The organism is Agrobacterium sp. CNPSo 3708 (genome assembly GCF_028674915.1).
GTDB classification, from domain to species: domain Bacteria; phylum Pseudomonadota; class Alphaproteobacteria; order Rhizobiales; family Rhizobiaceae; genus Agrobacterium; species Agrobacterium cavarae.
The window spans coordinates 318424-338858 of sequence record NZ_JAQZSF010000007.1 but is presented as its reverse complement, the minus strand read 5'-3'; the positions used below and the strand labels follow the sequence as shown (position 1 = coordinate 338858).

The following is a 20435-nucleotide window of genomic DNA, read 5'->3' as shown; positions in this document are numbered from 1 at the left end:
GCCGAACAGATTCACTGAAAGGAGAGCCAATTATGGCTACCGTGAAAGTCGATACCTCCAACTTCCAGTCTGAAGTTCTCGAATCCGCTGAGCCAGTCGTCGTAGACTTCTGGGCCGAGTGGTGCGGCCCGTGCAAGATGATTGCCCCGAGCCTCGAAGAGATCGCTACGGAACTTTCTGGCAAGGTGAAGGTCGCAAAGCTGAACATCGACGAAAACCCTGAGCTTGCCGCTCAGTTCGGCGTTCGCTCCATCCCGACGCTCGCCATGTTCAAGGGCGGCGAAGTGGCCGATATCAAGGTCGGTGCTGCTCCCAAGACCGCACTCTCCGCGTGGATTTCCAGCGCCGCCTGATCGTTTGCGAATGCAAGATTAAAAGAAAGCCCGGTTCTGCCGGGCTTTTTTCTTGGTCGTCGGTTGCGTGATGCCTTCGCGATTATTGTGGCGGTGTGCCATTCAGCGCCAGCGCATTCCCGGCGAGATAGAGCGATCCGCCGATCAGGATGCGTGGTGCGGGCTTCGCCGGGTCGAGGCGCTTTGCCAATTCCTCCAAAGCCTCTTCGATCGAGGCTGTCGGCGCTGCCGTCAGGCCAGCGTCGAAGACAGCATGGGCCAGAACAACAGGGTCGATCGCTGCATCCGACCCGTGGATCGGTACGGTGAAGACATATTCGGCGATACCGGCGAAGGCCTTGAAGTAGCCGACCTGATCCTTGGTGTTGATCATGCCCGCAATCAGCACCAGCGGCCGAGCGCTCTTCTCCTCGAAACCGGCCATGGCTTCAGCAATAACCTCGCCAGCACCTGGATTATGACCGCCATCGATCCAGATTTCGCTGCCCATTGGCGCGAGATCGAAGATGCGACCCCGGGTGACGCGTTGGAGGCGGCCCGGCCACTCGACCGAGGTCATGGCCTTTTCGATCATGCGATCGGTGACGCTGAAACCGGCAGCCTTGACGGCGCGAATGGCAGCCGCCGCATTGCCCAGCTGATGGCGGCCAGGAAGGCGCGGCAGTGGCGCATCGACCAGGCTGAACTCGTCCTGATAGACCATGCGGCCATGTTCTTCATGGGCGGAGAAATCCTGACCATAGATGGCAGTCGGGCATTTCAGACGCTCAGCGGTGGCGATCAGCACATCGAGTGCTGCGTCGTATTCCTGGTAGCCAATCACGACCGGCGAACCGGTCTTCATGATGCCTGCCTTTTCCGCCGCGATCAGTTCGACACGATCGCCGAGATATGCCTGATGGTCGAGCGAGATCGGCATGATGACCGAGACGGCCGGATTGGAGATGACATTGGTCGCGTCGAAGCGACCGCCAAGACCCACTTCCAGAACGACCACATCGGCAGGCTGTTCGGCAAAGAGCACGAAGGTGACGGCGGTCAGGATTTCGAAAACGGTGATATACTGGCCGTCATTGGCGGCCTCCACTCGGGCCAAGGCATCGGCAAGCATGGCATCGTCCACGAGTCGACCGGGAGCGCCGGCAACGCCGATACGGTAGCGCTCATTCCAGTTTACCAGATGGGGCGAGGTGTGGACGTGAACGGCCAGGCCTGCGGCTTCCAGAAGCGCACGGCTGAAGGCCGTGACAGAGCCCTTGCCATTGGTGCCTGCCACATGGATGACGGGCGGCAGGCGCTTATGCGGATTGCCAAGCTTTTCGAGGAGGCGGGTGATCCTGTCCAGCGACAGATCGAAGCCCTTGGGATGAAGCTGCATCAATCTTTCGATGATGCGTTCCGCCTCGCTCATGTCAGGCTTCGTCATATCCGTCATCCACCCCTCCGGAGCGTGTTTGAATGCGTCAGGCCGTGGCAGCGATAGGCAGAATATCCTTGGAGGTGCTGGCCGGTGCCTTCGTCATGATCTTCAGGAGGTTGGCAAGTTTATCCGGGATAGCGTGGCGATCGATAACCATGTCCACCATGCCGTGATCCAGGAGATATTCCGATGTCTGGAATCCCTCGGGAAGCTTTTCGCGGATCGTCTGTTCGATGACGCGCTTGCCGGCGAAGCAGATTTCAGCGCCGGGCTCGGCAATATGGACATCACCCAGCATGGCGTAGGATGCCGTGACACCGCCCGTCGTCGGGTTGGTGAGAACCACGATATAGGGCATGCCTGCTTCTTTCAGCATGTTGACGGCAACCGTGGTGCGCGGAAGCTGCATCAGCGACAGGATGCCTTCCTGCATGCGCGCGCCGCCAGAGGCCGGGAACATGACGAGCGGGCAGCGCTCGGAAATGGCGCGCTCGAAAGCCTTGACGATCGCCTCGCCGGCGGCAATGCCAAGCGAGCCGCCCATGAACTGGAACTCATGCACGACGGCGACGATCTTCAGGCCCTGAAGCTTGCCGACGCCGGCCAGGATCGTGTCTTCCTGTTCGGTCTTGGCGCGGCTGTCGCGCAGACGATCGGAGTACTTTTTGGAATCGCGGAACTTCAGAGGATCCTGCGCCACTTTCGGCTGCGGCAGAGCCTCATAGGCACCGTCGTCGAACAGGTCGGCAAGGCGTGCCTTTGCGGGCATTTTCATATGGAAGCCGGACGCGGGAATGACCCACTTGTTTTCTTCGAGATCCTTGTGGAAGACCATTTCGCCGGTTTCCGGGCACTTGATCCAGAGATTTTCCGGGGTATCCCGGCGGCCCAGCATGGAATTGATCCGCGGGCGTACGTAATTGGTAATCCAGTTCACGTTCTTTACTCCTGACTGTCCGCGCTGAACCGACGATCCTTCGGCAGCAGTTGAGCGGAATGGCGACGCATCGCTGCGGTTTCAACCAAATTCCGCTCGTCTTCCTTTACATTCAAAATCAGCATGGCGATTTCAAGTCGGTCACGACCTGAGATCGCCTCGATGTCATGCGCGCGACGCACGCACGCCTGTCGAGAGGCCCTTTACCAGCGTTGTCACCGCCGGCACAGTGTCATTCGTCGCCTTGCCATCCTTGGTGAGGCTGAGAGCGATCTGGTTGACGATGGCCGAACCGACCACGACACCATCGGCAACCGCACCGATTGCGTTTGCGTGATCGGCCGTCTTGACGCCGAAGCCAACGCAGACGGGCAAATCGGTATGCGCCTTGATCCGCTCGACTGCACCGGAAATCGTCGACGGATCGGGCAAAGCCGAACCGGTGATCCCGTTCATCGAGACGTAATAGACGAAGCCGGACGTGTTTCGCAGAACGGTCGGGAGACGCTTTTCATCGGTTGTGGGCGTCGCCAGACGGATGAAGTTGATGTCCTTCTGAACAGCCGGGATGCACAATTCGTCATCCATTTCCGGCGGCAGATCGACCACGATCAGTCCGTCGATGCCGGCTGAGAGCGCGTCGTCCAGGAACTTGTCGACGCCGTAAATGTAGATCGGATTGTAGTAACCCATCAACACGATCGGCGTTTCATCATCCTGCTTGCGGAATTCGCGTGCGAGATCGAGCGTGGTCGCCAGCGTCTGACCACCTTTCAGCGCCCGCTGTCCTGCCATCTGGATTGCCGGGCCGTCGGCCATCGGATCGGAGAACGGCATGCCAAGCTCGATGACATCGGCACCGGCGTCCGGCAATGCCTTCATGATGCCGAGCGAGGTTTCGAAATCAGGATCGCCGCCCATGAAATAGGTTACGAGGGCCGGACGATTTTGCGCACGCAGATCGGCAAAGCGCTTGTCCATACGTGCAGTCATATCAGAGTCCCATTCCCAGAATTTTACCGACCGTGAAAATATCCTTGTCGCCGCGACCGCAGAGATTCATCAGGATGATCTCGTCCTTGCTCATCTTCGGCGCGCGCTTGATGACTTCGGCCAGCGCATGGCTCGGCTCAAGCGCCGGAATGATGCCTTCGGTGCGCGTCAGCATCTGGAAGGCGTCGAGCGCTTCGTTGTCCATGATCGGCACATATTCGACGCGACCGGCATCCTTCAGCCAGGAGTGCTCAGGGCCAATTCCCGGATAATCGAGACCGGCGGAGATGGAATGACCTTCCTTGATCTGGCCGTCACTATCTTGAAGGAGGTAGGTGCGGTTGCCATGCAGGACGCCCGGCGAACCGGCTGTCAGCGAGGCGCAGTGCTCTTCGCCATCAAGACCCTTGCCGCCCGCCTCGACGCCAACGATCTTGACGCTGGCATCATCCAGGAACGGATGGAACAGGCCGATGGCGTTGGAGCCACCGCCTACGGCTGCGACCAGCATATCCGGCAAACGGCCTTCGAGTGCCAGCAATTGCTCGCGCGCTTCCTTGCCGATAACCGACTGGAACTCGCGCACCATTTCCGGATAGGGGTGGGGGCCAGCCGCAGTGCCGATCATGTAGTAGGTGTCGTCCACATTGGTGACCCAGTCACGCAGTGCCTCGTTCATCGCGTCCTTCAGCGTGCCGTGGCCAGCTGTCACCGGCTTTACTTCGGCACCAAGGAGCTTCATGCGGAACACGTTGGGGGCCTGACGCTCCACATCGGTCGCGCCCATGTAGACCACGCAAGGAATGCCAAAGCGTGCGGCAACCGTCGCGGATGCAACACCGTGCTGACCGGCACCGGTTTCGGCAATGATGCGGGTCTTGCCCATGCGCTTGGCGAGAAGGATCTGGCCAAGGCAGTTGTTGATCTTGTGCGAACCGGTGTGGTTCAACTCATCACGCTTAAAATAGATCTTCGCGCCGCCGAGTTCAGCCGTCAGGCGCTCGGCGAAATAGATCGGGCTTGGACGGCCGGTATAGTGAGTGTTGAGGTGTTCGAGCTCCGCCTTGAACTCCGGATCGTCCTTGGCCTTTTCCCACTCGGCCTGCAGGTCGAGGATCAAAGGCATCAGCGTCTCGGCAACGAAGCGGCCTCCGTAGATACCGAAGCGTCCGTCCTCATCGGGACCGGCGCGAAACGAGTTGGGTTTCAGCGTTTCGTTCACTTTCAAACTCCCTAAAGCCTTGCCGATCGAACCGCATCGAAGAATGCGTCGATCCTGGCCAAATCCTTTACACCCGGCGCGCTTTCCACACCCGAGGATACATCCAGTCCACCTGCCCCGGTTTTTGCCAGAGCCTCAGCGACGTTATCGGCGTTCAGCCCCCCGGAAAGCATGTAATTTACGCCTTCGTCAAGAGAATGCAGAACGCTCCAGTCAAAGGAGACGCCATTGCCTCCAGGCAGTTCAGATCCCGCCGGTGCCTTGGCATCGAAAAGAAAACTGTCCGCGATCCCGATATAGGGATCGATCTTGGCGAGATCATCAGCGTCACGAATAGAAAAAGCCTTCATCACCGGCAGGCCATAGAGTGCCTTGACGCTCAGCACGCGCTCCGGGCTCTCGCTGCCATGGAGCTGGAGGATATCGGGTTTCAGCAGATCGATGATCTCGTCCAGCTCGTCATTATCGGCATTGACGGTGACGGCAACGATCTTGACGCTGCCGCGAACCGCGTCTGCCAGCTTGCCGGCAATATCCGGTTCGATGTTGCGCGGGCTCTTCTCGAAGAAGATGAAACCGATATGCGTTGCCCCGCGCCGAACCGCACGTTCGACGGCTTCCGGCGTTTTCAGCCCGCAAATCTTGATGTCCGGAGTCCTGGCGCTTTTCATGACTGGGACGTGACATGAAATGGCGTGTGAGTCGAGCCAAAATGCGGGCAAAGAGGGTCGGCTAAAACATGTTTCACGTGAATCCAAACCTGCAATCCCGGCTTACTCGAAGTCGATGGCATGCAGTTGAGAGCCATTCTGCTTCAGCCAGGCCTTGGCCTTGTCCATCTCCGGGCAGAGCTTCTTGCAGAGCGCCCAGAATTTCGGCCCGTGGTTCATTTCTTTCAGATGTGCCACTTCGTGCGCCGCAAGATAATCGATCACGCTTTCCGGCGCCATGACAATGCGCCAGGAGAAACTTAAGTTGCCCTCATGTGAACAGGAGCCCCAGCGGCTACGCGTATCCTTCATCGAGATCGAGCGCACTGGCCTTCCGACTGTCTTGGAATGGATTGCCACCAGTCGCTCAAGATCGGCGCGGGCTTCCTTTTTCAGAAAGGTCGCGACGCGACGGCCCGTATGTTCAGGTAATCCGCTGACCTTCAGCACAGGCTGACCGTCCTCGTCCCGGGCGATCTGAGTTACGCCGCGCATCGAGCCCGTGTGCCAGATCGTATGGAGCGTGCCACGGATGGAAATGGACGCACCGTCGCTCATTCCCGTCGGCGCAGAAAACTTGGCAAACTTGGTTTCAAGCCATCCCTGATGACGATCGAGAAACATATCGACCTGCGCATGGTGGAGGCCATAGGGGATCGTCAGCTTCAACGCCTTGCCACCCGGTTCGATGCGCAGCGTGATGCGTGTCGCCCGCTGGTTCTCCTTGATGGTGATCGGCACATGCCGACCGCCGACCTCTACCGTGCGCTGGGTGAGCGCCGGTTTGCGGGACGAGGTCGATTTCGGGGACTTTCGAAGCAGCGAAAACATGACGCCGTCATAGCGCTTTCCGCCTTCAAAAGCCATCCGCTCGTTTATTGCTGGCGTTGATGCTCCTGGAAGAACGCCACCATTTGGGGAACGATCTCGTTGCGGAAGCGTGAGCCGTTGAAGACGCCATAATGGCCGACATCCGGCTGCATGTAATGGCGCCGTTTTTCCTCTGGCAGGTTCAGGCAAAGATGATGCGCCGCCTTGGTTTGGCCGACCCCGGAAATGTCGTCATTCTCCCCTTCCACGGTGAAGAGCGCGACATTGCGGATGGCAGCCGGATCGACCGCCCTGCCCCTGTGCATCATCGTGCCCTTCGGAAGAGCGTGCTCGATGAAGACGGTCTCGACCGTCTGGAGGTAGAATTCGGCGGTCAGGTCCATGACGGCGAGATATTCGTCGTAGAATTCCCGATGCTTTTCAGCCGAATCGCCGTCGTTCTTCACGAGGTTCAGATAGAAATCCTTATGCGCGGTCATGTGCCGATCGAGGTTCATGGACATGAAGCCGGAAAGTTGCAGGAAGCCCGGATAGACGGAACGCCCGAAGCCGGGCTGCGGCCACGGAACCGGCATAACAACACTGTCGCGGAACCAGTCTATCGGTTTGGCTTTTGCCAGTTCGTTGACGCCGGTTGGGTTGATCCGCGTATCGATCGGTCCACCCATCAGCGTCATGGAAGCAGGCGCGAAGCGGTCTTGATCCGCCTCCATCAAGGCAACGGCCGCCAGAACCGGAACCGATGGCTGGCAGACGGCGACCACATGGGTCCCCTCTCCCAGATGATGCAGCATCTCGATGACGTAAGAGATGTAGTCATCCAGATCGAAGCGGCCTTCGGTCAGCGCAACGGTGCGGGCATCGATCCAGTCGGTGATGTAGATATCCGCGTGGGGCAGAAGCGCTCCCACCGTACCGCGCAGAAGCGTGGCATAATGACCGGACATGGGTGCCACCAGCACGATCTTCGGATCAGTTGGTCGTTCTTCCGGAAGCGATCGGTTGAAGTGGATCAGGCGGCAGAACGGTTTCGTCCAGACAACCTCTTCCACGACATCGACAGCCTTGCCATCGACGTCTGCGCTGGAGATGCCAAACTCAGGCTTGCCGTAGCGACGCGTCAAACGCTCGAAGACCTCGAAGCCCGCATCGAGGCTGCGGCCGAATGCCGTGTTGGACAAGGGGTTGAGAGGATTGTTGCACGCCTGGCGCATCAGGTCGGCACCGGCCCGCAAGGGTGCCATGGCCGCATGGTTCATTTCGTAAAGATGGTAGAACACGAATAAACGCCTCCCGTCGTCATCGTCGTCTTTTGTGACAGTCTAGCATCTTTTCGCAGTTGCACAAAATAACGTGCAAACATCAATCGTGGCCAAGGTTTGTGGCTCAGCTTTGTGGGTTATCCCTGCCCTCACCCAAGAGGACAGGGATAAACGTATTCGGATTTAAATGTCAGCGACGAAGTTCTGCTTCTGGGAGCCAAGACCTTCAATGCCAAGCTCGACCACATCGCCGGCTTTCAGGAAGCGCTGTGGCTTCATGCCGAGACCGACACCCGGAGGCGTGCCGGTGGAGATGACATCGCCTGGATGCAGAGACATGAATTGGCTGAGATAGGACACGACATTGGCAACACCATAGACCATGGTCTTGCTGGAGCCGTTCTGCATGGTCTCACCATTGACCTTCAACCACATGCCGAGGTTCTGCGGATCGGTGATCTCATCCTTCGTGACGAGCCATGGGCCGATCGGGCCGAAGGTGTCGCAGGATTTGCCTTTTGTCCATTGGCCCTGGCGCTCCGTCTGGAAGGCGCGCTCGGACACGTCGTGCGAGACGCAGTAGCCCGCGACATAGTCCAGCGCGTCGGCTTCCGAAACATATTTTGCGGTCTTGCCGATGACGACGCCAAGTTCGACTTCCCAGTCGGTCTTTTCGGAGCCGCGTGGAATGAGGACATTGTCGTTAGGGCCAACGATGGCCGACGTTGCCTTCATGAAGATGACGGGCTCGGACGGTACGGCGGCACCCGTTTCTGCGGCGTGGTCCGAGAAGTTGAGACCGATGCAGATGAACTTGCCCGTTCCGGCAACGCAAGCGCCAATACGGTCTTCGGTCAGAACCGGAAGCGTGGAAAGATCCAGCGCCGCGATCTTCTTTAGGCCCTCCGGCGAAATCGCTTCGCCGCCAATGTCCTTCACATGTGCAGAGAGATCGCGGATTTTACCTTCCGCGTCGAGAATGGCGGGCTTTTCGTGGCCGGGTTGACCGACGCGCATCAGTTTCATGGATCTCTCCCAGTTGTCAGACAAGATGATGCATATATGAACGAACTATTTATCCTTGTCACCCCTTGACCATGAAGAGGCCAAAAAAATACGATCACGTCAGCCTTTCTCCTCTGTTGATAAGGACAGATCATGACGACCAGCAATTCTCGTGACACAGATCATCCCGTCGATCCTCTTTTTCTGGATCGCTGGTCGCCTCGCGCCTATGACGGAAACCCAATGCCGAAGGGCGATGTGTTGACGATCCTGGATGCTGCGCGTTGGGCACCATCGGCTTCCAACCAGCAGCCCTGGCGCTTCGTCTATGGGCTGAATGGATCTCCGGAGTGGGACGAATTTGTCGGCCTGCTGATGGAAGGAAATCAGCGCTGGGCCAAGAATGCGTCTGCCCTGATCGTTATCCTGTCGCGCACCTACAATCTCCGCGACGGTGAAAAGAAACCTGCGACGACACACTCGTTCGACGCAGGCGCTGCTTGGTTTGCTCTCGCCATGCAGGCACATAAACTCGGCTACCACGCCCATGGTATGGCCGGCATCTTCAAGGACAAGATCGTCGAGCAACTGGATGTCCCGGAAGGCTTTGTCGTGGAAGCCGTGGTCGCGATCGGCAAGATCGCCCATAAGAGCACGCTCCCTGAGGACCTCGCAGAACGCGAAGTCCCGAGCAAGAGGCTCCCACTGTCGGAGATCGCGTTCGAAGGCAAGTTCACGGGTAAGTCGGACTGACGCCTTGTGAACACATGCGGGAGTTAGCCGGATTCTCGCGCGCTCCCCTGCGTCATTCTCAAACCTGAAGCGCCATACGTTCAACAGGACGCACGGCGCTTCGGTCTTTTGGATCTGCGCATCGTGCTTTCCGATGTCGAGGCCTGTTTCCCGGGCCGATGCTTTAGCGAGGGCGTTGATTGGCTTTCCCATCGCAACAAAAAACCCGGCATCAAAGCCGGGTTTCTTAACAAACTGTTTCACGTGAATCGTGCGGCAACACGATCCACAGCAAAATCAGATATCGAGGTTCGCGACGCTCAGCGCGTTTTCCTGAATGAAATCGCGTCGTGGCTCCACTTCGTCGCCCATCAACCGGGAAAACAGTCCGTCTGCATCGGTCGCATCAGGGACCTTGACCTGAAGCAACGAGCGGACATTGGCGTCCAGCGTCGTTTCCCACAACTGCTCGGCGTTCATTTCACCGAGGCCCTTGTAGCGCTGCATGGATAGGCCCTTGCGTCCTGCGGCAAAGATAGCCTCAAGAAGCGCGCGCGGGCCGGAGATTTGAAGGCTTCCTTCCTTGCGTTGCAGAACGGGGACGGTCGCATAAACGTCGCGGCTGCGTGCCGCCAACTGATCGATATGGCGGGCATCTGCAGAACCGAGAAGGCCCATGTCGATTGTGGAGAGTTCCTTGACGCCTCGGACCATGCGCTGGAAACGCAGGCCGCCGTCGGCCAGGACCTCGCCGGACCAACCACGCTCGGTTTCTTCTGCAATCATGTCCAGGCGACGGGAGACTTCCGCGACCGTAGCTTCCGCCTGGCTCGCGTCTGCTGACAATTCCGGATTGAGCGCACCGGCAATCGCCGCCTGTTCCACGACCGAACGATTGTAACGGGAGTGCAGGCCGTCGATCAGCGAGCGCATGCGAACGGCGTCCGCAATGACTTCCCGCAAATCTTCGCCGACGCGCACTTCGCCCGAGCCGAGGGTCAGCGACGCCTCCTCTATACCCATGGAAATGAGGTAATCTTCCAGCGCCTTTTCGTCCTTCAGATACTGGACCGACTTGCCGCGCGTCACCTTATAGAGCGGCGGCTGAGCGATATAGAGATGGCCGCGTTCGATCAGTTCCGGCATCTGGCGGAAGAAGAAGGTCAGAAGCAGGGTGCGAATATGGGCGCCGTCCACGTCAGCATCTGTCATGATGATGATCTTGTGGTAGCGCAGCTTGTCCGCGTTGAATTCGTCCTTGCCGATCGAGGTGCCCAGCGCTGTGATCAGCGTGCCGATTTCCTGGCTGGAGAGCATCTTGTCGAAACGGGCACGTTCCACGTTGAGGATCTTACCACGCAGCGGCAGGATGGCCTGCGTTTCACGCGAGCGTCCCTGTTTGGCAGAACCACCAGCGGAGTCACCCTCGACGAGGAAAAGCTCGGATTTGGCCGGATCGCGCTCGGAACAATCCGCAAGCTTGCCAGGCAGCGAAGCGATATCGAGTGCACCCTTGCGGCGTGTCAGTTCACGTGCCTTACGAGCGGCTTCACGGGCAACGGCGGCTTCCACCACCTTGCCGACGAGGATCTTCGCTTCTGTCGGATGCTCTTCAAACCAGGTGCTGAGCGCTTCGTTGACGAGGTTTTCGACGACCGGGCGGACTTCCGACGAAACAAGCTTGTCCTTGGTCTGCGAGGAGAATTTCGGGTCCGGCACCTTGACCGACAGAACGGCAGTCAGGCCTTCACGGCAGTCTTCGCCCTGCAGCGAGACCTTTTCCCTTTTGGTGATGCCGGAGCTGTCGGCATAGGAAGTGACCTGACGCGTCAGCGCGCCACGGAAGCCCGCCATATGCGTGCCGCCATCGCGCTGAGGAATGTTGTTGGTAAAGCAGAGCACATTTTCGTGGTAGCTGTCGTTCCACCACATGGCGACTTCCACCGTGATGCCGTCCTTCTCGCCGCGAATGGCGACAGGTTTGTCCACCAGCGGCTTCTTGGCGCGGTCGAGATAGCGGACGAAGGCTTCGAGACCGCCATCATAGACCATCTCTTCCTGCTTGATGTCGGAGTGGCGCTTGTCGGTCAGCAGAATGCGCACGCCGGAATTGAGGAAGGCGAGTTCGCGCAGGCGATGTTCGAGCGTGGCGTAATTATACTCGGTCATCGTGAAGGTGTCGGTGCTTGCCAGGAAGGTGACTTCCGTGCCGGAGCGGCCTTCATACTCGCCGATGACTTCCAGCGGCTTATCCGCGACGCCATGGGTGAAGGTGATTTCATGCACCCTGCCGTTGCGGCGGATGCGAAGCTTCAGCCAGACAGACAGAGCGTTGACGACCGAGACGCCCACACCATGCAGACCGCCAGATACCTTGTAGGAATTCTGGTCGAACTTGCCGCCGGCATGGAGCTGCGTCATGATCACTTCGGCAGCGGAGACGCCTTCGCCGGTATGAATGTCGGTCGGGATGCCGCGGCCATTATCCGTCACAGTGACGGAGCCATCGGCGTTCAATGTGACGGTGACGAGGTCGGCATGACCCGCCAAAGCTTCATCGATGGCGTTGTCGACCACTTCGTAGACCATGTGGTGAAGGCCGGATCCGTCGTCAGTATCCCCGATATACATGCCGGGGCGTTTGCGCACAGCATCAAGGCCCTTGAGAACCTTGATCGAATCGGCTCCATATTCCGTATTCACGCTGGTTTCGCTCGACGGTGTTTCAGTCATAAGCATTCTTTCCAATGGGCGCTGCCAAAGCGTACCTCTTTTCGGGCGCGCAATCGCAGCGAATCACTTTCAATCCGGTTGACCGACTATAGGAATTCCGCCCCGATATCCAAAGTCTGCGCCCCTCAAACCCTCGATAAAGCAGGGGATAGCGCGACTTTCAGTCACAAGAACGGCCTTTTTGCAGCACGGCTGACAATTCGTTTATCACAGTCGGAGCCAGCTTGCGAATATCGCGCGCAAGAGTGTTGGCAAAAGCCGTATATTCCGGGGGAAGACCAACAGTATCGATGATGACGCGCGGTGCGGACGTACCGGCCAGGCGGAACAATTCGTCGGCATCATCCCAGATGATATTGAAGTAGCCGGAAATCCGCTGCAACAGATCGAAGCTGGGCGTTCCCCTCTTCCCGTGTTCCAGGGCAGAGAGATAGGCAGGCGAAACGCCGATTGCGCGCGCCATCTCCTTCTGGGTCACACCCTTCTGCTCTCGCAGCCGCCGGACCGCCTCGGCAAAAGGTGTCACGTCTTGTCTCCGCGTCTGCGCGACAGCCGCACATAGAGCGCGCCGTCCCCGCCATGGTTCATGGACGCATCCTCATAGGAGGAGATGAGGTGGCGGTATTCAGGCTTCGAGAACCACATTGGCACCGCACGCTTCAGTGCACCATCACTTCCCATCGACCGACCCTTGCCGGTGATCACCAGAACATGGCGCAGGCCCCGCTCATGGGCCCGAACGAGAAAGTCCAGCAAGACGGCATGCGCTTCGCTTTGGAACATGCCGTGAAGATCGATCCGTGCCTCCAGGGCCACGCGACCGCGGGTCAGCTTGCGCTTGACCGGTTTTTCCAACGGATGATGAACCCTGTCTTTTTTCGCAGTGGGCGCGGAAAGATCGGGTACCGGCTCGACGATCATTTGCGGAAATGGTGGTATGGGCTTGGCGGCGGGAACGGGAGGCAGCGCAACCGGCTCCCCTTCGACATCCTCTAAGGTCAGCAGTTCTTCCATACGGCCGGAAATGGGTCGCGCCGTCCGGGCAACCTTTCCCCAGAGAACACGCTCCTCCTTGCCGAGTTTGCGCCCACCCTTCATCACGAATACCTTTCCGCAGCCTCTTTCGGAATGAGTATAGTGAAATCTGCCGGGTTGCGCACGGTGCCTGCAAGTTCGCCTGCCTCGTCGCCCGAGCCGGTGAAGATGTCGCCACGCGCAGGACCGACGATGGCAGAGCCCGTATCCAGCGCCAACATCAAGCGTGCAAAGGGTTTTCCGTCATCGAGATGGGTGAGGCTCTGCGACTGAATGAAAAAGGGAAAGCCGAAGGTATGGATCAGCCGATCGACGGCCAGAGATCGTCCTGCCACCAATGGCACCTTGGCCGCGGCGATCGGGCCAAGATCCAGCCCCTCCACCGCTGCCTCGCGGAAGAAAATGTAGGAGCGGTTGTGCCAGAGCACCTCGTCCACCTGGTCGGGATGATCCTGAAGCCATTGGCGAATGGTCTGCATCGAGATGGTAGCGGGATCGAGCTCTCCGCGATCCAGCAACAGGCGCCCAATCGGGGAGAAGCGATGTCCCGCCTTGGCAGAATAGGTGATGCGCTTCAACGACCCATCGATAAAGCGCAGCCTTGCGGCACCTTGGACATGAACGAAGAACAGATCGACCTTGGATTTTGCGTAAGCAATTTCGAAACCTCGTCCCTCGAGATAGCCTTGATCGATAGCGCGGCGATCCGGATATTCGGAGATCGCGCCGTCTTTTTCCAACGCAAACGCGTAGTAAGGATCGATGTGTGATGGGCGGTTGTCGTCGTCGAGATCTATCAGGTCGTCCGGCCGATTGTAGATCGGGTATTTCCAGACGTCATCGCGAACAGCGGAGACCTCAAGTTCAGGCTCGTAAAAAGCCGTGACGAAGCCGCGCTTGTCATCCGGCAACGTAATTCTGAAGGGGACGCAATTTTTCTCGAAAAAGCGCCGCGCTTGCTCCGGCTCGCTGACCGTTACGCCCTTCGCCTTTTCCAGCAGCGCTGCCAGATCCTCCGCGGTGAGGCCGAGGCTTGCGGTGCGATAGGGCTTGCCCTTGTTGAGATGGGCCGCAATATCGCCCATTGCTGCAAAAAGGGCTGAGGGGTCATCCTGCCCCCAGCCCTCCAGCTCGTTATACGCCACCTGTTTCAGGTGAAAATCAGCGCCCGTGGTCATGCTTCGGATTCGGTTGCGATCAGCTTCCAGTTCGGATCGCGCGAGCGGATATCGCGGGAGAAGGTCCAGATGTCATCGACCTCCGAGACGTTTTCGGCGTCGCCATCCACCAGTTTGCCGTCCTTGTCATAGGTCGCGGAAATCAACTGGCTGATGATGCGAAGCGTGATCTGCTCTTCCGAGTCCCGCACAGCTGCCTGGGTCATCTCGATTCTCTCGATGCCGACAAAGGTGGATTTCACCACTTCGCCGCGCTTTTCACGCTCGGTAATCGCAGCATCGAAACCGTCATAGACGTCCTTGGAGAGAAGGTTCTTCAAGGTGTCCCGGTCGCCATCGGCAAAAGCCATGACGATCATCTCGTAAGCCATCCGGGCGCCGTTGAGGAATTCCTTCGGCTGGAAGGATGGGTCGGTTTCGACAAGCTGGCGAAGCGAGTCATTGAGCGCCGTGCCCGGTGCTGCAACCGCGTCCACCGCAGCGAACCGATTTTCTTCCGTCTCGCCGCGCTTCGGCAAGGTAACGACCTTGTTATCGTCAATGGGCGCTTTTGCGGCCTCGCGTGCGCTAAACGGATCGAAAGGTGGCTTTTCGTTGCCGGTGCGGCGGCCGAGGACACTGCGCAGTTGGAGAAAGATCAGCACCGCTGCCACAAGGAAAAACAATGTTATGAAGTCACTTGAGCCCATCTTTTACCGAAACCACCATTTAAATCCAATGTTGAACCATCATATAGTCTGCATCCGATCAATCTTCAAATAAGCAGATTCAATCGGCGGTTCCCTAAGATTGGTTTTCTGCCAACGATATAACACGCAAGGCTTGATAAAATGCGTTTCTCACTGCTGCCGGTCATCGTCCTTCTGATGCCGATTCTGGAAATTGCTGGCTTCATCGTGGTCGGAAAGGCAATCGGTCTGTGGCCAACCCTTGCACTGATCATCCTGACCTCGATGCTGGGCTTGATCATTCTGCGCAATGGCGGTCTTGGCATGGTGCGCAATCTGCAAAATGCCGGCCGCACGGGTGAGCAGCCAGCCGAGGCCCTTGTCAATGGCGGCATGCGCGTCATTGCGGGCATCCTGCTTTTCGTTCCAGGCTTCATCACCGATATCATCGGGCTCCTGCTGCTCATACCGGCGGTCCGCAGTTTCTTCTGGAAGATCTTCAGACCGAACATCATCGTTGCGGATTTTGCCAGCACCGGCTTTCGCAGCAATCCGCGGGGTCCGGCATCATCCAAGGTCGTCGATCTCGACGAAGAGGATTTTCACCGCGACGGGCCAAACAACTCCCCCTGGTCGCCGGATCGCAACGACCGCAATCTACCAAGACCCTAAGCCGGCAAGCCGGGTCCTGAGGGTTGTAAGCCTCCGGTCCAGATGATAGACGGCTTTCACGGCATTCACTTTGCGAGGCATATCATGACCACTGAAAATGGTGCACAGAACGGCGCAGCGCCGTCTCTCAATATTCTGACCCAGTACACAAAGGATCTTTCGTTCGAAAATCCGGGTGCACCGCGTTCGCTTCAGGCTCGTGATGGCGCGCCTGCTATCAACATCAACGTTAACGTCAATGCGAACCCGATTTCCGGTTCCGACTTCGACGTGGTGCTGACGCTGAATGCAGAAGCCAAGGACGGCGACAAGGTTCTCTTTGTTGCCGAACTGACCTATGGCGGCGTTTTCCGCATCACCGGCTTCCCGCAGGAACACATGCTGCCGGTTCTCTTCATCGAGTGCCCGCGCCTTCTCTTCCCCTTCGCGCGCCAGATCATTGCGGATGTAACCCGCAACGGCGGCTTCCCGCCGCTGATGATCGACCCGATCGATTTCGCGCAGATGTTCACGCAGCGCGTTGCCGAAGAACAGGCCCGCTCTCAGGTTCAAGCCGTTCCTAACTGATCGGATCGTAGCCAGCCATTAAAAAAACCCGGGTTCAGCAGACCCGGGTTTTTTATTGTCTCGAGAAACGGCAAGCGGTGCTGTCACTGCGACTGCCGATACTTGTTCCAGATCGCCTTGTCGCCCATCGACTGGACAAGCTTTTCATGCGCGGCCAAGGCCTGGACATCGAGCCGCGGCGGCAAGGATCGCTCGCGCTGCATCGGCGCCATGGGCTGATCGTCCACCTGCATCGAGGCCTGCGTCTTCGACGCGGAGCCGAAACCGAGCGCCGTCTGACGGCCGCCGATCATCTCGATATAAACTTCCGCCAGAAGTTCGGAGTCGAGGAGCGCGCCGTGCTTATCGCGACGGGAATTGTCGACACCGTAGCGGCGGCAAAGCGCGTCGAGAGAATTGGGGCCCATCGGATGCTTCCGGCGCGCCAGCGCCAGCGTATCCGTCACCCATTCCGGCGATACCGACTCGATCCCGAGGCGCGCAAATTCCGCATTGATGAAGCCCATGTCGAATGTGGCGTTGTGCGCCACCCAGCGGGCGCCTTCGAAGAATGCGCGGATCTCGTCGACCACCTCCGCAAATTTCGGTTTATCCTGAAGAAACTCATCGGTGATGCCATGCACCGCAAGCGCGTCCGGATGCACCTTGCGATCTTCCGGATTGATGTAGATGTGGATGCTTCTTCCCGTCGGGAAGTGATTCATCAGTTCGATGCCGCCAATTTCGATGATGCGGTCGAACTTGGATTCTAGACCTGTGGTTTCCGTATCGAAAATGATTTCGCGCATCGAAATGATACCCTTCTGATCTGAATGTGAAAGCGTCCAGCACTGAGGTGTCTTCGGCTTTATCAGCTTTTTCGTTTTTGCAACGCGTCAAGCACAGCGCGAACCTGGGTCCGTGCGTCTTCGATACCACGTCCGGTATCGATGAGGAAATCGGCTTTCTTGCGCTTCTCCCCGTCCGGCATCTGCCGTGCAAGGATCATCTGGAATTTCTCTTCCGTCATACCCGGGCGAGATAAAACCCGTTGCCGTTGTATCTCGGCCGCGCAACTGACGACCACGACGGCATCGACGCGGGCCTCCGCTTTCGTCTCGAAAAGCAGAGGAATATCGAGGAGCGCAAATCTCTCGCCGTTGCGCCTTTGCGCTTCTACGAAAGCGTCTTGCTTTGCGCGTACCAGCGGATGAACGGTTTTCTCCAATGCCTGGAACTGAGCCGGATTCTCGCGTAGGATCGTACTGAGGCGGTTGCGGTCCACAGTACCATCCTTGACCGCGTCCGGAAAAATATTGGCGATCGGGCCGACCGCTTCGTTTTGATAAAGGTCGTGCACCACCGCATCGGAATCGCAGACCGGCACGCCCTCCTCTGCGAAGAGTTTTGCAGTGGTGGTCTTTCCCATCCCGATAGATCCGGTGAGACCGATGACGATCATGCCTGGTGCTCCATATCGGCAATAATCAAGGAGCGGAGGTCTTCAGTCACCTCTGGCTTTCTGCCAAACCACGTCTCGAAGCCAGGGCGTGCCTGGTGAAGCAACATGCCGAGCCCATCGACCGTCGCAAAACCCTGCTTCTCTGCCATCTCCAGGATTGGGGTTTTGAGCGGCACGTAGACAATGTCCGTGACAACGGCGTTGGCGTTGAGAGGTGAAAAGTCGATGAAGGGTGCCTCTGTGCCATCCATGCCAAGCGACGTGGTGTTGACGAAAAGTCCGCAGCCAGTTGAGACTTCAAGAAGCGCGTCCATGGAGTGCGCATGGACAGTTTGGCCAAATCGGTCGGCAAGCTCTTGCGCTCGTTCAACAGTGCGATTGACGACATGGATTTCGGCGATGCCTCGATTGCGAAGGGCCTGGATTACGGCGCGGCTCGCGCCGCCTGCCCCGAGAACCACAGCCTTGTTCGTGTTGTCCCAGCCCCTATGCCGATCGTCGAGGTTGGACACAAAACCGAAGCCATCGGTGTTGGTCGCATGGATCAGTCCATCCTCGACCCAAATCGTGTTGGCAGCACCTAACTCATCGGCCAGCTCATCCGGCCTGTCGGCCAATCGGTAGGCGGATTCCTTATGAGGAATAGTGACGTTGCCCCCCACATAGGTCCTCTCCGACAGCCTCAACGATTCCAGAAAGGACGGAAAATTTTGCGGCGATTGCTCTACGGCCTCATAGAGCCCATCGATCTGAAATTGCTTGATCCAGAAGCTATGGATCAGGGGTGAACGCGAGTGCTTGACCGGGAAACCGGTCACAAACGCTTTTTTGGTTAATGTTTCACGTGAATCAGCCATCGATCAGTTTCAGCTCCCTCAATTGCGCCAGCAGTGGAAGAAGCGGCAGTCCCAATACCGTGAAGTAGTCGCCTTCTATGGAATTAAATAGCTGGATTCCTTCCCCCTCCAGCTGGTAGGCGCCGACGCTGGAAAGCACCTGCGATCCTACCTTCTCCAAGTAGCGCGACACGTAATCAGCCGAGAGGTCTCGTACCGTCATCTTCGTGATACTGACGGCAGACCACAAAATCTCATTGTTCTTTGCAATCGCAATTCCGCAGTTCAGTCTGTGCGTCTTTCCCGAAAGCGAGAGAAGATTGGAATGCGCTTCGGCCATGTCTTTAGCCTTGTGGTATATCCTGGCACCAAGCGACATCGTCTGATCGGAGCCGATCACGAAAGCGTCCGGGTGTAAGCGGCTCACAGCGATCGCTTTGGCTTTTGCCAGTTCAAAAGCGATTGTCTCAGGTGTCGCACCCTCAGCTTCCAATTTGTTATCGATGGCGCGCTCATCAATCTCTGCAGGAACACTGGAAAAAATTAGACCGGCATTGCGCATCAGCATCTGGCGCGAGGCGCTGGCGGAGGCAAGGATCAGTTCGGACGTCATGGCTGTCTCCGAGGAATAGCGAAAATCGGATTACAGCATCGGCTCGGAAATCGGAATCGATTTTCGGAAAAGCACGATGCGTTGATTCAAAATGTGAGACGCGTCCTATAGCGGCCTAATCGACGCACGGCGGCCTATCGTGTCTTTTGGCGCAGAGCAAGGATCGCTGCTGCCGTCTCTTCAATCGAGCGCCGCGTCACGTCGATGAGGGGCCAGTTGTTGCGGGCACAGAGCGCGCGCGCATATTTCAGCTCCTCCATGATCGTCGCCCGGTCGATATATTGTCCCCTGTCGAAACCACCGGTCGCACCAAGCTCCCGGTTTTCACGAATCTGCGATATCCGATCGGACGTCGCCACCAGCCCGACAATCAAAGGCTTCGTGGCCTTATAGATGCTATCGGGCAAAGGCACGTTCGGAACGACGGGAATATTGGCGGTCTTGATGCCGCGGTTCGCCAGGTAAATGCTCGTCGGTGTCTTGGATGTCCGGCTGATCCCAATGATGACGATATCCGCTTCGTCATAATGTTCTGGCATCTGACCATCATCATGATCCATGGCGAAGTTCAACGCCTCGATGCGCGCAAAATAATCGGCATTCAAGGCATGCTGCGCCCCGACCCTCCTCCGCGAGGTGGCGCCAAGATAGGTCTGAAAGATGCCGATGATCGGCTCGAGCACGTTGACGCACGGGACACCAAGCGCGTGGCACTGGATTTCGAGAAACGAGGAAAGCTGCTGATCGACGATGGTGTAGAGCACGATTCCCGGCTGGCGATCGATCTCCTCTACCACGGCCTGCAACTGCTTTTGATTGCGGATCATCGGATAAACATGCTCGATCGGCATGGAGGCATGAAACTGTGCCGAGACAGCCCGACCGGCCGACATCAGAGTCTCTCCGGTTGAGTCCGATATCAGGTGCAGATGGAAGAAGTTTTTTTTATTCTCCACGCTGTTTTCTTCTCCCTGTTGATAAAGCTGGACAGATCCGGGACGGCGTTGGCGGCGAGCCCGGCCTGGCGGAAAACTGCCGACTTATCCACACTTGCCGGTTTTGTGTAGCAAGCTGAAGGGCCTCTGTGAATTGCTGGGAGAAGGGAAAAATGCTCTTCCGTCATTCCTGCCTTATACACAGGATCGGCACTCCAATCGCGACATTCAAACCCTTGAAATTACTTCGATAAATCGAATTTTTCAGAATTAGCTCGAAAAAGCGTTCTGT

The 20435-nt window shown here is 57.7% G+C and carries 22 protein-coding genes; 4 read left to right on the top strand and 18 right to left on the bottom strand.

Annotated elements, in window-relative coordinates:
* The first annotated feature begins 32 nt into the window (after window positions 1-32).
* Window positions 33-353 (top strand): thioredoxin, encoded by a 321-nt coding sequence (gene trxA / locus PVA19_RS17075; protein ID WP_062424674.1) that lies wholly within the window; start codon window positions 33-35, stop codon window positions 351-353.
* Window positions 354-435: 82 nt separating this feature from the next.
* Here trxA and PVA19_RS17070 read toward each other — a convergent pair whose 3' ends face one another.
* From PVA19_RS17070 to PVA19_RS17035, 8 genes are all read right to left on the bottom strand, one after another.
* Window positions 436-1779, bottom strand: a complete 1344-nt coding sequence (locus tag PVA19_RS17070) for a bifunctional folylpolyglutamate synthase/dihydrofolate synthase (RefSeq protein ID WP_274103626.1) — start codon at window positions 1777-1779, stop codon at window positions 436-438.
* 37 nt (window positions 1780-1816) lie between these two features.
* A complete protein-coding gene (accD, locus tag PVA19_RS17065; RefSeq protein WP_274103568.1) occupies window positions 1817-2710 on the bottom strand; it encodes an acetyl-CoA carboxylase, carboxyltransferase subunit beta in 894 nt (297 codons plus the stop codon).
* Window positions 2711-2875: 165 nt separating this feature from the next.
* Window positions 2876-3703 (bottom strand): tryptophan synthase subunit alpha, encoded by an 828-nt coding sequence (trpA, locus tag PVA19_RS17060; protein ID WP_274103566.1) that lies wholly within the window; start codon window positions 3701-3703, stop codon window positions 2876-2878.
* A gap of 1 nt (window position 3704) precedes the next feature.
* Complete coding sequence (gene trpB, locus PVA19_RS17055) at window positions 3705-4925, bottom strand: tryptophan synthase subunit beta (protein ID WP_130978436.1); 1221 nt, start codon at window positions 4923-4925, stop codon at window positions 3705-3707.
* 11 nt (window positions 4926-4936) lie between these two features.
* The gene (locus tag PVA19_RS17050; RefSeq protein WP_113178235.1) at window positions 4937-5596 is read right to left on the bottom strand and encodes a phosphoribosylanthranilate isomerase; all 660 of its coding nucleotides are present in this window, start codon (window positions 5594-5596) and stop codon (window positions 4937-4939) included.
* Window positions 5597-5698: 102 nt separating this feature from the next.
* Entirely contained in the window at window positions 5699-6466 is a 768-nt protein-coding gene (locus tag PVA19_RS17045) for a M48 family metallopeptidase (protein WP_274103624.1), read from the bottom strand.
* Window positions 6467-6510: 44 nt separating this feature from the next.
* Window positions 6511-7746 carry a polyhydroxyalkanoate depolymerase gene (locus PVA19_RS17040; RefSeq protein ID WP_274103564.1) on the bottom strand — a complete coding sequence of 412 codons (1236 nt, stop codon included), beginning with the start codon at window positions 7744-7746 and terminating at the stop codon, window positions 6511-6513.
* 165 nt (window positions 7747-7911) lie between these two features.
* Window positions 7912-8754, bottom strand: coding sequence for a fumarylacetoacetate hydrolase family protein (locus PVA19_RS17035; protein ID WP_274103562.1), 843 nt, complete (start codon window positions 8752-8754; stop codon window positions 7912-7914).
* A gap of 132 nt (window positions 8755-8886) precedes the next feature.
* Here PVA19_RS17035 and PVA19_RS17030 point away from each other — a divergent pair, with 132 nt between their 5' ends.
* The gene (locus PVA19_RS17030) at window positions 8887-9486 is read left to right on the top strand and encodes a nitroreductase family protein (RefSeq protein WP_274103560.1); all 600 of its coding nucleotides are present in this window, start codon (window positions 8887-8889) and stop codon (window positions 9484-9486) included.
* A 276-nt stretch (window positions 9487-9762) separates the two neighbouring features.
* Here the strand turns inward: PVA19_RS17030 and gyrB are convergent, their stop codons facing one another.
* The 5 genes from gyrB to PVA19_RS17005 all read right to left on the bottom strand — a co-directional run bounded on the left by gyrB (window position 9763) and on the right by PVA19_RS17005 (window position 15100).
* The gene (gene gyrB, locus PVA19_RS17025; protein WP_062597485.1) at window positions 9763-12198 is read right to left on the bottom strand and encodes a DNA topoisomerase (ATP-hydrolyzing) subunit B; all 2436 of its coding nucleotides are present in this window, start codon (window positions 12196-12198) and stop codon (window positions 9763-9765) included.
* 160 nt (window positions 12199-12358) lie between these two features.
* Window positions 12359-12724: a helix-turn-helix domain-containing protein gene (locus PVA19_RS17020; RefSeq protein ID WP_274103557.1), complete on the bottom strand. Its 366-nt coding sequence runs from the start codon at window positions 12722-12724 to the stop codon at window positions 12359-12361.
* A complete protein-coding gene (locus PVA19_RS17015) occupies window positions 12721-13296 on the bottom strand; it encodes a Smr/MutS family protein (RefSeq protein WP_274103623.1) in 576 nt (191 codons plus the stop codon). The genes PVA19_RS17020 and PVA19_RS17015 overlap by 4 nt, the downstream gene beginning before the upstream one ends.
* A complete protein-coding gene (mltA, locus tag PVA19_RS17010; RefSeq protein ID WP_274103555.1) occupies window positions 13296-14411 on the bottom strand; it encodes a murein transglycosylase A in 1116 nt (371 codons plus the stop codon). The genes PVA19_RS17015 and mltA overlap by 1 nt, the downstream gene beginning before the upstream one ends.
* Entirely contained in the window at window positions 14408-15100 is a 693-nt protein-coding gene (locus PVA19_RS17005) for a Tim44/TimA family putative adaptor protein (RefSeq protein ID WP_062597482.1), read from the bottom strand. The genes mltA and PVA19_RS17005 overlap by 4 nt, the downstream gene beginning before the upstream one ends.
* A gap of 141 nt (window positions 15101-15241) precedes the next feature.
* On the opposite strand from PVA19_RS17005, the gene PVA19_RS17000 reads away from it, so the two are divergent.
* Together PVA19_RS17000 and secB are read left to right on the top strand one after the other, a co-directional pair.
* The gene (locus PVA19_RS17000; protein WP_274103553.1) at window positions 15242-15751 is read left to right on the top strand and encodes an FxsA family protein; all 510 of its coding nucleotides are present in this window, start codon (window positions 15242-15244) and stop codon (window positions 15749-15751) included.
* Window positions 15752-15835: 84 nt separating this feature from the next.
* Window positions 15836-16318 (top strand): protein-export chaperone SecB, encoded by a 483-nt coding sequence (gene secB, locus PVA19_RS16995; protein ID WP_062424798.1) that lies wholly within the window; start codon window positions 15836-15838, stop codon window positions 16316-16318.
* Between the two features lie 83 nt (window positions 16319-16401).
* On the opposite strand, the gene dnaQ is transcribed toward secB, so the two are convergent.
* The 5 genes from dnaQ to PVA19_RS16970 form a co-directional block, all read right to left on the bottom strand.
* Complete coding sequence (gene dnaQ / locus PVA19_RS16990) at window positions 16402-17106, bottom strand: DNA polymerase III subunit epsilon (protein ID WP_062424688.1); 705 nt, start codon at window positions 17104-17106, stop codon at window positions 16402-16404.
* Window positions 17107-17168: 62 nt separating this feature from the next.
* A complete protein-coding gene (coaE, locus tag PVA19_RS16985; RefSeq protein ID WP_274103552.1) occupies window positions 17169-17759 on the bottom strand; it encodes a dephospho-CoA kinase in 591 nt (196 codons plus the stop codon).
* Window positions 17756-18616, bottom strand: coding sequence for a shikimate dehydrogenase (locus PVA19_RS16980; protein ID WP_274103551.1), 861 nt, complete (start codon window positions 18614-18616; stop codon window positions 17756-17758). Before PVA19_RS16980 ends, coaE begins: the two co-directional genes overlap by 4 nt.
* Window positions 18609-19208: a Maf-like protein gene (locus PVA19_RS16975; RefSeq protein ID WP_274103549.1), complete on the bottom strand. Its 600-nt coding sequence runs from the start codon at window positions 19206-19208 to the stop codon at window positions 18609-18611. Before PVA19_RS16975 ends, PVA19_RS16980 begins: the two co-directional genes overlap by 8 nt.
* Window positions 19209-19342: 134 nt before the next feature.
* On the bottom strand, window positions 19343-20164 hold the full coding sequence (locus PVA19_RS16970) for a pyruvate, water dikinase regulatory protein (RefSeq protein ID WP_062424692.1): 822 nt from the start codon (window positions 20162-20164) through the stop codon (window positions 19343-19345).
* Window positions 20165-20435 lie beyond the last annotated feature (271 nt).